Origin of the sequence: Bradyrhizobium sp. ORS 111 (assembly GCF_045571485.1) — a bacterium.
Lineage (GTDB): Bacteria > Pseudomonadota > Alphaproteobacteria > Rhizobiales > Xanthobacteraceae > Bradyrhizobium.
In genome coordinates, this window is the sequence record NZ_CP120701.1 from 792,739 (window position 1) to 806,136 (window position 13,398).

Annotated in this window: 8 protein-coding genes; 5 read left to right on the forward strand and 3 right to left on the reverse strand. The window is 65.6% G+C overall.

Features of this window, described 5'->3' with window-relative positions:
* Positions 1 to 180: 180 nt before the first annotated feature.
* The 4 genes from P6U30_RS03665 (at position 181) to P6U30_RS03680 (ending at position 5,707) form a co-directional block, all read left to right on the forward strand.
* A complete protein-coding gene (locus P6U30_RS03665; protein ID WP_407168179.1) occupies positions 181 to 2,523 on the forward strand; it encodes a mechanosensitive ion channel domain-containing protein in 2,343 nt (780 codons plus the stop codon).
* A 424-nt stretch (positions 2,524 to 2,947) separates the two neighbouring features.
* Positions 2,948 to 4,048 carry an LLM class flavin-dependent oxidoreductase gene (locus P6U30_RS03670; RefSeq protein ID WP_407168180.1) on the forward strand — a complete coding sequence of 367 codons (1,101 nt, stop codon included), beginning with the start codon at positions 2,948 to 2,950 and terminating at the stop codon, positions 4,046 to 4,048.
* A gap of 83 nt (positions 4,049 to 4,131) precedes the next feature.
* Complete coding sequence (locus P6U30_RS03675) at positions 4,132 to 4,686, forward strand: flavin reductase family protein (RefSeq protein ID WP_407170345.1); 555 nt, start codon at positions 4,132 to 4,134, stop codon at positions 4,684 to 4,686.
* A 271-nt stretch (positions 4,687 to 4,957) separates the two neighbouring features.
* Positions 4,958 to 5,707 (forward strand): SDR family oxidoreductase, encoded by a 750-nt coding sequence (locus tag P6U30_RS03680; RefSeq protein WP_407168181.1) that lies wholly within the window; start codon positions 4,958 to 4,960, stop codon positions 5,705 to 5,707.
* 16 nt (positions 5,708 to 5,723) lie between these two features.
* On the opposite strand, the gene P6U30_RS03685 is transcribed toward P6U30_RS03680, so the two are convergent.
* From P6U30_RS03685 to P6U30_RS03695, 3 genes are all read right to left on the reverse strand, one after another.
* Positions 5,724 to 7,589, reverse strand: coding sequence for a sigma-54-dependent Fis family transcriptional regulator (locus P6U30_RS03685; RefSeq protein ID WP_407168182.1), 1,866 nt, complete (start codon positions 7,587 to 7,589; stop codon positions 5,724 to 5,726).
* Positions 7,590 to 8,000: 411 nt separating this feature from the next.
* On the reverse strand, positions 8,001 to 10,115 hold the full coding sequence (glgX, locus tag P6U30_RS03690; protein WP_407168183.1) for a glycogen debranching protein GlgX: 2,115 nt from the start codon (positions 10,113 to 10,115) through the stop codon (positions 8,001 to 8,003).
* Between the two features lie 541 nt (positions 10,116 to 10,656).
* Complete coding sequence (locus tag P6U30_RS03695; protein WP_407170346.1) at positions 10,657 to 11,346, reverse strand: hypothetical protein; 690 nt, start codon at positions 11,344 to 11,346, stop codon at positions 10,657 to 10,659.
* Between the two features lie 331 nt (positions 11,347 to 11,677).
* On the opposite strand from P6U30_RS03695, the gene P6U30_RS03700 reads away from it, so the two are divergent.
* Complete coding sequence (locus P6U30_RS03700; RefSeq protein ID WP_407168184.1) at positions 11,678 to 13,222, forward strand: aspartate ammonia-lyase; 1,545 nt, start codon at positions 11,678 to 11,680, stop codon at positions 13,220 to 13,222.
* Positions 13,223 to 13,398: the final 176 nt, after the last annotated feature.

Sequence of the window (13,398 nt, forward strand, 5' to 3'; positions counted from 1 at the left end):
CGTAAACGCGGCTCAACACTTATGACGATTGTGTTGCGGCAAATGCCAAGAGATCGCCGTCACGGCGGCAAACTTCCGACACATCATCAAGGCGAAAAGGATCGATCCGACATGACGCGAGCGCGAGGGCAGATTCCAGGCCTGGGATTTGCTGTCGCGCAATTATTTTAAGAGGCTCTCGTGTCGCACAAACTTCGTTTTGCGATCCTTCTCGTCCTCGCCCTGTTCGTTTCTCCCGCCGTCGCGCAGCCCAGCGCCAAACCGGCACCGCCGCAGCAGCAGGCCAATACCGGCGATACGCTGACGCCGGAGCAGGCCAAGCGCGCGCTCGAGACGCTGCAGGACGACAAGAAGCGCGGCGAGATCATCAACACGCTGCGCGCGATCGCCAATGCCTCGCCGCAGGCGGCGCAGCCCGAGCCGGAGCACCACTCCCCGATCCCGCTCACCGCCGACAGCCTCGGCGCGCAGCTCCTGCTGATGGTGTCGGAGCAGGTCACCGATATGTCGCGCGAGGTCGCCGACATCGCGCGGACGCTGACGCATTTCCCGGCGTTCTATTACTGGTTCGTGCGCACCGCCAATGATCCGGCGGCCTATGGTCTCCTGATCGACATCGCCTGGAAGCTTGCGCTGGTGCTCGGCTGTGCGCTGGCCGTCGAATGGGTGGCGTTCCGCCTGATCAAGCGGCCGGTGGCGTTTTTGGAATCGCGCCTGCCGCAGACCGCGCGCGTGCCGGTGCAGGCGCTCGCGGTCGCCGCTCCGCCGTCCTCGGTCGCCGACGTCACGCCGGAGCCAGAGTTGCAGCGCCGCCGGCTCAGCCTGGCGCGAGCCTGGCAATCTGTGGTCCGGCTGCCTTTCGTGCTGGGGCGCCTGCTGCTCGAACTGCTGCCGGTGGTCGTGTTCGTCGGCGTCGCCACCGCGCTGCTCGGCACCGAGATCGGCGACCAGTCGACCACACGGCTGGTGATCCTCGCCGTCGTCAACGCCTATGCCTTCTCGCGCGTCCTGATCTGCGCAGTGCGGGCGCTGGCCGGGCCGTTCGGCCTGTTCCGCATCCGCGCCGAGACCGCGGCCTATATCGAGATCTGGACCCGGCGCATCGTCGCCGTCGGTGTCTCCGGCGTCTGCTTTGCCAATGTCGCGCTACTGCTCGGCCTGCATCGCGCCGGCTATGCTGCGCTGCTGCGGCTCGTGATGCTGATCGTGCATCTCTTCCTCGTCGTCATCATCCTGCAGTGCCGCCGCCAGGTGGCGGACGCCATCCGCGCCCCGGCCGATCGCGTCGGCCTTGCCGCGCGGATCCGCAACCGCGTCGCCGGCCTCTGGCATGTCTTGGCGATCGCGCTCGACCTCGCGTTGTGGGCGGTGTGGGCGCTCAACATCCGCAACGGCTATTCGCTGCTGCTGCAATATTTCGTCGGCACCATCGCGGTGCTGCTGGTGACGCGCCTCATCACCATGGTGGTGCTGAGCCTGATCGATCGCGGATTCCGCATCAGCCCGGAGCTGCTGCAGCGCTTCCCGGGACTGGAGATTCGCGCCAACCGCTATCTGCCGCTGCTGCGCAAGATCGTCTCGGCGGTGATCGCCTTCATCGGCTTCGTCGCATTGCTCGAGGTGTGGGGCGTCGACGCCATCGTCTGGTTCTATGGCGGCCAGATCGGCAGCCGGCTGATCTCGGCGCTGGTGACGATCGGCATCGCCGCGCTCGCCGCCGCCGTGATCTGGGAGGTCGCCAACGCGCTGATGGACCGGCAGATCAACACGCTGTCGCGCGAGGGACATTTTGCCCGGGCGGCGCGGCTGCGCACCTTCCAGCCGATGCTGCGCACCGCGCTGTTGTGCCTGATCGTCGCGGTGGTCGGGCTGACCGCGCTGAGCGAGATCGGCGTCAATGTCGCCCCGCTGCTCGCCGGCGCCGGCATCGTCGGCATCGCGATCGGCTTCGGCTCGCAGAAGCTGGTGCAGGACCTTATCACCGGGCTGTTTCTGCTGCTGGAGAACACGGTGCAGGTCGGCGACGCGGTGACGGTGTCGGGGCTGTCCGGTGTGGTCGAGAACGTCTCGATCCGCACCATGCGGCTGCGCGCGGGCGACGGCTCGGTGCACGTCGTGCCGTTCAGCGCGGTGACGACCATCACCAATGCGAGCCGCGGTGCCGGCAATGCCGCGGTCAGCGTCAACGTCGCCTTCAAGGAAGACACCGACCGCGCCGGCGAGATCCTGAAGGATATCGTCGCCGAGATGCGCCGCGAGTCCACCTATCGCCCGTTGATCCGCGGCGACCTGGAATTGTGGGGCGTCGACAAGGTCGATGGCTCGGTGGTGACGATCGTCGGCCAGATCCGTTGCACCGATGGCGGCCGTTGGCCGGTGCAGCGCGAATTCAATCGCCGCATGAAGCGGCGCTTCCAGGAGGAGGGAATCGAGATCGCCTCCGCCAGCCAGACCTTCCTGATGCAGATTCCGGCACCGACCGAACCCGAAGCCAACGCGTCGCCGCGCCGCGCGACGGGGTAGGCCGCCAGTTCTGCGTGCATCAATCGCGCAGCGCGGGCTTCGTTTCACCTCGCCCCGCCTGCGGGGAGAGGTCGAAACGCACCGTTAGATGCGTTCCGGGTGCGGGGAGATTCCGCGAACGCATCTATCAGTGAGTATGCGGACGCACCCCCTCACCCCAACCCTCTCCCCGTAAGAACGGGGCGAGGAGTAAACTGCCGGAGCTGAACGCCGGCGGCCCGTCTCACGGCTGCGACACCGTCTCGCGACTCTGAGACGGCCCGCGCATCCCTGTGCCCACACATCGACCGCACCCGGTCGAAAACCCGGCCTTCCCTCGCATTATCGGCGATTCCCGTGCTGGCACGGCGCTTGCTCACTTCGCTTTTCGAATGCGCGGCAAGACGCATTGCACCACTGAATTTCCAGAGAGAAGGAACACGCCATGGAGCTTGGATATTTCACCATGCCCTCGCATCCGCCGGAGTGCGGATTGAAGGAGGGCCACGATTGGGACCTGCAGACGCTGCGCTGGCTCGATGAGCTCGGCTATCAGGAGGCCTGGATCGGCGAGCATCATACCGCGCCGTGGGAGCCGCATCCGTCGCCCGACCTGTTGATCGCGCAGGCGCTCTTGCAGACCAAGACCATCCGCATCGGGCCCGGCGGCTTCCTGCTGCCCTATCATCACCCCGCCGAGCTCGCCAACCGCGTCGCGGTGCTCGATCACCTGTCGAACGGACGGCTCAACTTCGGCGTCGCCGCGAGCGGCCTGCCGAGCGACTGGGCGATGTTCAATGTCGACGGCATGTCGGGCCAGAACCGCGACATGACCCGCGAGGCGCTCGAGATCATCCTGAAGATGTGGACCGATCCGGCGCCGTGGACCCACAAGGGCAAGTACTGGACGGTGACCAAGCCGGACACGATGTTCGACTTCCTCAAGCCGCACATCAAGCCGGTGCAGGCGCCGTATCCGCCGATCGGGGTTGCCGGCCTGTCGAAGAACTCAGATACGCTGAAGCTCGCCGGCGAGCGCGGCTTCATCCCGATGAGCCTCAACCTCAACCCGGCCTATGTCGGCAGCCACTGGGAGTCGGTCGAGGCCGGCGCCGCCAAGACCGGCCGCAAGCCGAGCCGCAAGGACTGGCGAATGGTGCGCGAGGTGTTCGTCGCCGACACCGACGAGGAGGCCTGGAAGCTTTCGGTCGGCGACATGATGGGCCGGATGATGAGCGAATACTTCCTGCCGTTGCTCGGTCATTTCGGCTTCAAGGACTATCTGAAGCACGCGCCCGACGTGCCCGACAGCGACGTTACGGTTGAATATTGCGCGCGCCGGAATTGGATCGTCGGCTCGCCGGCGACCGTCACCGAGAAGATCGAGAAGATCTATCAGGAGGTCGGCGGCTTCGGCGTGCTGTTGGTGTTCGGCTTCGATTACAAGCACAAGCCGGAGGCCTGGCGGCGCTCGCTGGAATTGCTCAAGAACGAGGTGATGCCGCGCCTGAAGCATCTCGGCGCCGAGTTCGAGAAGGCTGCATGACTGGTGCGCAGGGTGCGGGGCTTGCCTCGCACCCTGCGTCGCATATCTTGATGCGAGGTATTTTCGACACCGGGGTTCGCGGCATGACCGTCGATGCACAGAGTTTCAAGCAGGCCATGCGCCATTGCGCCGGCGCCGTCGCGCTGGTGACGGTCGGCTCCGAGCCCGGACGGCGCACCGGCCTCACCGTGACCTCGGCCTGCTCGCTCTCGGACAATCCGCCCTCGGTCCTGGTCTGCGTGAACCGCAATGCCAGCGCGCATGAACGTATCCGCGAGGAGCGGCACTTCGTCGTGAACTTCCTGAACGAGGAGCATGCACTGCTGGCGCTGACCTTCTCCGGCCAGAAAGGCGTCAACGGCGATGACCGGTTTGCGTTTGGGCGCTGGACCATCGGCGCCACCGGAGCCCCCGTGCTGGAAGATGCGGTCGCCGCCTTCGACTGCGTGCTGACGCAGGAGCTCGAGACCAAGACCCATTCGGTCTTCATCGGCGAGGTCCAGCATGTCCGCGCCGCGACCGCGGTCGATCCGCTGGTCTATCTGCGCAGCGGCTTCCACAGCGTCCGCGACATCCGCGATCCCGTCACGCTCGGCGACCTCGACGCGCGGCGCGTGAGCTGGAACGAGTTTTCCTGAAGGTGATATCCCGGCAGCGGCTGACGCTTTCGGTACCCCAGCATACTGGCCGGGACGCACCCGTCAGTCTGCGCGACGGCAAAAGCTTCAGCAAGCGTAGCTCCGGATGAGCCAACGGGTCGATCAAATACACGCCCGATGACAGGTTCCGCGACGTCAGAGCCGCCCGTCGCATGCTACGGTGTGATTGCGTGCGAGGGATCGACGAGACGGTGCGAGGTCACCAATCCTTCTCCGCACGACACCTCGCCACCGACAAGGAGCATCATCCATGAAGATCGTTGTGATCGGCGGTACCGGACTGATCGGCTCGAAGACCACAGCCATTCTGAGTCAGCGCGGCCACGAGGTCGTCGCTGCTTCTCCCAAGAACGGCATCAACGCCATCACCGGCGAGGGGCTCAAGGAAGCCGTGGCCGGCGCGGCGGTCGTGATCGATCTGGCAAATTCGCCCTCCTTCGAGGACAAGGCGGTGATGGCGTTCTTCGAAACCTCCGGCCGCAATCTGCTTGCGGCGGAGTCGGCGGCTGGCGTCGGGCATCATGTCGCGCTTTCGATCGTCGGCACCGACCGCACGCCTGACAATGGCTACTTCCGTGCCAAGGTGGCGCAGGAGAAACTGATCGTGGCTTCCGGCATTCCCTACACCATCATCCGCGCGACGCAGTTCATGGAATTCATCGGCGCCATTGCGAATGCGAGTGCGGATGGAAATACAATTAAGCTCTCGCCGGGCCTGTTCCAACCCATCGCGGCCGAAGACGTTTCCGCCTTCGTTGCCGATGTGGCGCTCGAGCCGCCGCACAACGGCATCGTCGAGATCGCCGGCCCGGAACGCGCGCCGTTCAACGAATTCATATCCCGCTACCTGAAGGCAACCGGGGACCCGCGTGACGTCGTGAGAGACCCTGAGGCCCTCTATTGGGGCGGCCGGGTCGAGGAGCATTCGCTGGTGCCGCTGGGCGAGGCGCGCCTCGGCCGCATCGATCTGAACGAATGGCTGCGCCGCTCACGGGCTTGAGCCTGAACAGGTGACCTCAGTCATCCGGGCCGATCTTCAGCGTCTTGATCTTCCGGTACAGCGTCGCGCGGCTCAGCTTCAACGCTTTCGCCGCCTCCGTCACGCGGCCGCCGCTCGCGCGCAACGCCTCGACGATCGTCGCGCGCTTGCGCGCCGCATGATCGGTCTCGGCGACCCGCGCGCCAAGCGGTGGCAGATCGAGATCTGCCTCGGCGATGACGCCGTTCTCGGCGGTGCAGCCGGCGAGCCGCAGCACGTGGCGGAGCTGGCGCATGTTGCCGGGGAAGGGATAGGACATCAGCCGCGCCCAGGCGGGTTGTGAGATGCGGCAGTTCGGCGCTTCCTCGGCCGCGATCTGCGCGATCACCTCCTGCTTGTCCGCCCGCTCGCGCAGAGCAGGCAACCGCACCTCCATGCCGCGCAGCCGGTAGTAGAGGTCGGAGCGGAAGCTGCCGTCGTCCGCCATCTGCGCGAGGTCGCGATGGGTGGCGCTGATCAGGCGGATGTCGACCGGCACCGGCTTGAGCGCGCCGAGCGGCCAGACCTCGCGGTTCTCCAGCACGCGCAGCAGCCGCGTCTGCAGCGCCAGCGGCATGTCGCCGATCTCGTCGAGGAACAGCGTGCCACCGCTTGCCTGCACGATCAGCCCCTTCGATCCCTCGCGGCGCGCGCCGGTGAAGGCGCCGGCCTCGTAGCCGAACAGCTCGGCGTCGATCAGGCTCTCCGGCATCGCCGCGCAGTTCAGCGCGACATAGTTGTTGCGGGCACGATTGCTTGCCGCATGGATCGCGCGTGCGAACACGTCCTTGCCGGCGCCGGTCTCGCCGTGCAGCAGGATCGGCAGGTCGAGATTGCCGACTGTCATCAGCCGCTTCACGCTTTTCAGCAGCACGGGATCGCCCCCTGCCAGCCGATACAGGCCGTTGAATGGTCCCCCCGACGTGTCGCGCGGCGGCGCAGGTACCGGGCGCGGCGAGCGCGTGCGAAGCGGCGGCGCGACGCGGCCATGTCCCCACGGCGCGCCGTCGGCACGGCGCAGCGCGACGGCCTCTTCGGCGGTCCGCGCCGCGCGATCGTCGAGCTGGATCAGATGCGACAGGTCAATGCCGCCGGATATCATCGCATCGGTCAATCCGAACGCAGCGCGGGCGTGGCGGCAAGCGCCGACGACGCGGCGGTCATCGTCATAGGCGAGCATGCCGTGCCCGTCGCCGGGCAGGGTTGCGATCCAGGAGGCGCGATAGCGCCGGCGAAAGAACGCGCGCTCGATCCGCCGCGTCGCATCTGTGGTCACGGCGAGCGCCAGCTCGTGGGCGCCGCGGCCGAGATCGCTGCGGCACGAGGTGATGTTGACGGCGCCGGCGAGCCGCCCGGCATGATCGAACAGCGGCGACACTGCGCAGGTGAACATGTGCCACTGCTCGCGGAAATGCTCGTCGCCATGCACGAGGATCGGCCGCTGCTCGGCGAGCGCGGTACCGAGCCCGTTGGTGCCCTCGAAGGTCTCGGCGAAGTTCGAGCCGGTGTAGATCTTCCATTCCAGGAACATCCGCGCGTAGTCGCCCTCGGGCAGGCGGCTCACCAGCATGGTGGCGTTGGGGTCGGCGAGATTGACGCAGTAGCCGGAGTCACGCAGCACGCGCGCGAGGTCTTCCAGTTCCGGGATCGCGACCTGGATCAGGTCTTCCATGGGCTCGGCGATGTGCCGGACCTCGGCTTCGGTCAGGGTCTGCGGCGGGCCGCGGCGCGCTGGATCGAGCTTGTGATTGACCAGGCAGCGCCGCCAGGACGTCGCAATGCGCGATTCAGTGTCGACGCCGGCCCCTTGATTGGCCGTCGACAAAACACGGGCGACATGATTCGAGGCCGCAAGATTGGCCATCCGGAGGTCTCCACCCTGTATTTTCGCCGAAGTCTGGCAGCCGGCCCGCGAATGTCAATTGGCGGGCAGGGTCGCAGGGGAGGGGACCTTGGGAGTGAGGCAGGCCCTTTACCCGATCTCCTTCGCCAAGCGACGTGCACGGCTCCAACCTCCCCTTGAAAAGGGGAGGTCGCTTTGCTCGCCAGAGCAAAGCGGGTGGGGATCTTCCTTCTCCGCATGCAGCGTCGCTTGCGGCTGACCCCCATCCCGACCTTCCTCCTTTCAGGGGGAAGGAGAAGAGAGACCTGTAGCGCGGATGGATCCAAATGGGTCGCGTGAACGCGCGCCCGATGACAGGCTCCGCGAATCCAGGACCGCACGATCAATTGGCAATCGCCCTCGGATTGCGCTTCGCTCATCCGGGCGACATGACTACTTCGCCTCACCCGCCGTGAAGAGCACGAACGAACGTCCGGCAGCCCTGTACGTGCTGTCGAACGCAAACTGTGCGCCCGCCGGCTGCTCCGGCGCGTTGGTGTCCAGCAGCAGCGACCAGTGCGGGCCGGCCGAGGTGTGCGGCAGCGTGAAATCGACCTCGCCCTCGTAGCTGTTGAGCACCATCAGCACGGTATCGTCCTCACCCTGGCGCGCGATTGCGGTCTTGCGCGCGCGTCCGTCCAGCACCGCGCCGAAACACCTGATCCAGCCGGTGGTCCAGTCGGATTGAGTCATTTCCGCGCCCGAAGCGTTGATCCAGACCACGTCGCGGACGTCGAGCTGGGGGTCGCGGTCGCCGCTGAGGAAGCGGCTGCGGCGCAGGATCGGATAGTCGCGTCGGAGCTTGATCATGCGCTTGGTGAAGGCCAGCAGCTTCTCGCGGTCGCCGGTGACGTTCCAATCGAGCCAGGAGATGTCGTTGTCCTGGCAATAGGCGTTGTTGTTGCCGTGCTGGGTGCGGCCAAACTCATCGCCGCCGAGCAGCATCGGCGTGCCCTGCGCGGCCAGCAAGGTCGCCAGCATGTTGCGCTTCTGCCGTTCGCGCAGCGCGATGATGTCGGGATTGTCGGTCGGACCTTCGGCGCCGCAATTCCAGGAGTGATTGTCGGACGAGCCGTCGTTGTTGTTCTCGCCGTTGGCCTCGTTGTGCTTGTTGTCGTAGCTCGCCCAGTCGTTCAGCGTGAAGCCGTCATGGGCGGTGATGAAGTTGATGCTGGCCCAGGTGCGCCGTCCCTCGCGGTTGAATACGTCATGCGAGCCGAGCAGGCGCGGCGCCAACGCGGCGGGTGAGGCCTCGGCGCGCCAGAAGTCGCGCACCGTGTTGCGGAATTTGTCGTTCCACTCGGCCCAGCCTGCGGGGAAGCCGCCGACTTGGTAGCCACCGGGCCCGCAATCCCAAGGCTCGGCGATCAGCTTGACGGTTGCGAGCAGCGGGTCCTGGTTCATGGCCTTCAGGAAGCCGGACTGCTCGTCGAAGCCATAGACCTCGCGCGCCAGGATGGTGCCGAGGTCGAACCGGAAGCCGTCGACATGCATGTGGCCGGCCCAGTAGCGCAGGCTGTCCATCACCATCTGGATCACCCGGGGATGCGACAGGTTCACGGTGTTGCCGGTGCCGGTGTCGTTGATGTAGTAGCGCCGCTTGTCCGGCAGCAGCCGGTAGTAGCTCGCATTGTCGATGCCCTTGAACGACAGCGTCGGGCCGCGCTCATTGCCCTCCGCGGTGTGGTTGTAGACGACGTCGAGGATCACCTCGAGACCGGCGCCATGCAGCCGCGACACCATCTCCTTGAACTCGCGCAGGCTGTTCGGCACATCGGAAGCGTAGCGCGGGTCAGGCGCGAAGAAGCCGATCGTGTTGTAGCCCCAGTAGTTGGTGAGGTGCTTTTCCAGCAGGCTGCTGTCGTTGATGAAGGAATGCACCGGCAGCAGCTCCACCGAGGTGATGCCGAGCGCCGTGAGATGGTCGATCGCCGGCTGCGCGCCGAAGCCGGCATAGGTGCCGCGCAGGTGTTCGGGAATGCCGGGATGCTGTTTGGTGAATCCCTTGACGTGAGTCTCGTAGACGACGGTCTCGTCCCAGTGCACGTTTTGTCGCTGCGCCTCCTGGGTCCAGTCGAAGCCGGGATCGACCACCACGCATTTCGGCATGAACGGCGCGCTGTCGCGCTCGTCGAAGGTTAGGTCGTCGCCGGTCTCCATCTTGTAGCCGAACACCGCCGGATTCCAGATGAGATCGCCGGCGTGCGCGCAGGCGTAGGGGTCGAGCAGCAGCTTGTTCGGATTGAACCGGTGGCCGCCGTCGGGCTGGTAGGGGCCGTAGACGCGGTAGCCGTAGAATGTCCCGGGCTGCACGCCGTTGATGAAGCCGTGAAACACCTGGTCGGTATATTCGGGCAACTCGAAGCGGTGGGTCTCGCGCTCGCCATCGAACAGGCAAACCTCGACCTTAGTGGCGTTGGCGGAAAACACCGCGAAATTGGTGCCGTGGCCGCTCCAATGGGCGCCGAGCGGATAAGGCAGCCCTTCTTCGACGAGGTAATCGGACATCGCGTCCCCCTGCCATCAGGTCAACCTGCAACAAACGCCGCTGCGCGGCAAACGTTGCATTGGCCCATTCTAGGTGCGGCGTCCGATGGGCCGTATGACGTGGCCGTGTCATTCTTTCAGCCGTCATTCCGGTGGGCCGTGCCCCCGAGGCCTGCGAAGCGCGGCCCGACAGCTTCCGCATACGCAGTTGCAAGACCCTCGTGCGGATTGCCCGTCGCCTCGCCCCTCGCAATGACGGTGTTCAGACATCGAGTGAGAACCATCCCCAACGTCGTCCCGGCCTAGTGCGCAATTGCGCACGGGGGCCGGGACCCATTACCCCAAATGTCAGTTGTCGCGCGACGCTGGGGTCATATTCCGTTCATCCGCAACTGCGGTGGCAATGGGTCGCGGCCTGCGCTGGGACGACGGCGGTGGATGCGGCTCTGGCTTTCGAAAGGACGACCGAGGGTCTCGCCTGCGATCTGCCGCCGCGGAGTATGGGGCTGTGACCGCTACCTGCAATCGCCCGCCGCGGGTTACGGACCGGCGAAACGCCGAGCTATGTCCGGAACTGCCGGCGATAGAGTCCGGGTTCGCGCGGAATCTTCTTGGTTAGCTCCCGCACTCGTTCCGTTTCCTCCGCCGTCATCGGCGCGGTCCGAGCCACCCACTTGTCCCGCTTCACCGGAATGCACTGCGCGACCGGCGTGCCCCTGGGCAGGACGCCACTGAAGTTGGTGTCGTGCCAGCGCGCCGGGAAGTGAATCCAGCTATCATGGAAGAGATCGCAGTCGACGAGGCCGGTCAGCGTGGTGAACGGCAGGTCGAACCGGTTGACGGGATGGGTGAAGAATACGGAATAGCCTTCCGGCGCCTCGATGGTCCACAGATTGTGAAACTTGATCACATAGCGATCGGGTTCGAACAACGGCGTGCCCGTCACCTGACTCTCGTCATGAAAGCCGATCGGCGATCGCGGGAATTCGAGCACCCTGGACGGAAGGTCATTGTCCCAGGTGATGGCGCCGTTCTCGACCTTGAGATCGCAGATCAGCGGCAGCAGGAATCCGCTGGTCATGGCGTCGACGAAGGGCGGACAGCGCTTGATCGTATCCTCGTCACGCATGTTGGCCGTGTTGAAGGCCTGCGTCGGCATCGCCTTGAGCCAGCCCGGAAGGCCCAGGGTCGCCGGGACCGGCGGCGGAATCTTGCCCTCGAGCTCCGCCGGGCAGCGGAAGGTGAGGGTCATCGGCTCGTTGGAGTTGGTCACCGCTTTCGCCTTGCTTTGTCGTGCGTCGGCGCAGCCTCGCTGCCCGTCGATCGCTGATCTAGCACGCGCCGAGGCCCCCGAGAAAGCCGCTGGCGGACGTGTCGCCGGCTGGAACAATAAGCTCTTGTTATCAGGATGAATAAGACCATGTCCCGATGACGGAATCCTGAAGGCGCAATTCACCGTATCCTCGTGTCACGGTCGCCGTTCGGTGCAAGATTTTGGCGATTGGCATTGGCTTTCGACCACCGCCGGGCGCATCATGTTCGGTGTCGGCAGCGACAGAGCTTCAAGGTGCAGGGAGGGAGCAATGACCGAATCCAAGGTTGAGACCGCCAACGCGGCAGGCGCCGCATTGCCACAAGGCGAGAGCGGCGGCCGCAGCGAGCTCGCGGTCGCGACCGTGCGCACCGTGCCGATCGATAAAGCGAAGGCGCAGTCGCGCACCGAGCACGACCTGCTCGGCGAGGACGATGTGCCGGCCAACGCACTATGGGGCATTCACACCAAGCGCGCGGTAATGAATTTTCCGATCACCGGCGTGCCGGTCGGCCACTTCCCGGAGTTCGTCCGCGCGCTGGCACTGGTCAAGCAGGCGGCGGCGCGCGCCAACAGGCGGCTCGGCTATCTCTCGGCCGAGAAGGCCGACGCGATCGAGGCGGCCTGCACGCAGATCGCAACCGACAAGACCTATGCGGAATCCTTCGTCGTCGATGCGATCCAGGGCGGTGCCGGCACCTCGACCAACATGAACGCCAACGAGGTAATCGCCAATGTCGCGTTGCGGCTGATGGGCCGCAAGCCCGGCGACTACCACGCGCTGCATCCGAACGACGACGTCAATATGGCGCAGTCGACCAATGACGCTTATCCGACCGCGTTGCGGCTCGGCGTGATCTTCGCGACCCAGCCGCTGGTGCGCGCGCTGAGCGATCTCGCCTACGCGCTCAAGGGCAAGGCGGTGGAGTTCGCCGACGTCCTGAAGATGGGCCGCACCCAGCTTCAGGATGCCGTGCCGATGACGCTCGGCCAGGAGTTCGACGCCTTCCACGTCACCGTGAAGGAAGACGTCGCGCGGCTGAACGAGATCGTCAGCCTGTTCCGCGAGGTCAATCTCGGCGCGACCGCGATCGGCACCGGCATCAATGCCGACCCGCGCTACGCCGCGCTCGCGGTCGAGGAGTTGTCGCGGTTGTCGGGCCAGCCGATGGTGCTGGCCTCCAACCTGATCGAGGCGACCTCGGATCTCGGTGCCTTCGTGTTGTTCTCCGGCGTGCTCAAGCGCGTCGCGGTCAAGCTGTCGAAGATCTGCAACGATCTGCGACTGTTGTCGTCGGGGCCGCGCACCGGCATCGGCGAGATCCGCCTGCCTGCGGTGCAGGCCGGCTCATCGATCATGCCCGGCAAGGTCAACCCGGTGATTCCCGAGGTGGTCAATCAGGTCGCCTTCCTGGTGATCGGGCATGATCTCACCGTGACGATGTGCGCCGAAGGCGGCCAGCTCCAGCTCAACGCCTTCGAGCCGACCATCGGCTATTGCGTGCTGAGCTCGCTGCGGATGCTGACCGCCGCAATCGACACGCTGACCAAGCGCTGCGTCGAGGGCATCGAGGCCGACCGCGAGCGTTGCCGCAGTCTGGTGCAGGGCTCGATCGGCCTGATCACGGCACTGGCGCCGACACTGGGCTATGAAGCAAGCTCGCGCGTCGCACGCCGCGCGCTGAAGGAGAATCGCTCGGTCGCCGACATCGTGCTGGAGGAGAAGCTGCTGACGGAAGCAGAGCTCAACCAGCTCCTCGAGCTCGAGGCGATGACGCGTCCGGCGCGCAGGCAGGGGCCGGCGCCGAAGTCGTGAGGGCGCCACGGCGGAATTGCGTTTCCTCTCCCGCTTGCGAGGGAGGGCTATCGCATATGCCGCCTTGGTGGCTGCGCACATACTCGGCCTCGTGGTTCGAGACGCGCCGCAAGCGGCGCTCCTCACCATGAGGGTCTACTAGTGTGCCGCAAATGTGCCGCAAACGAGACCTCATC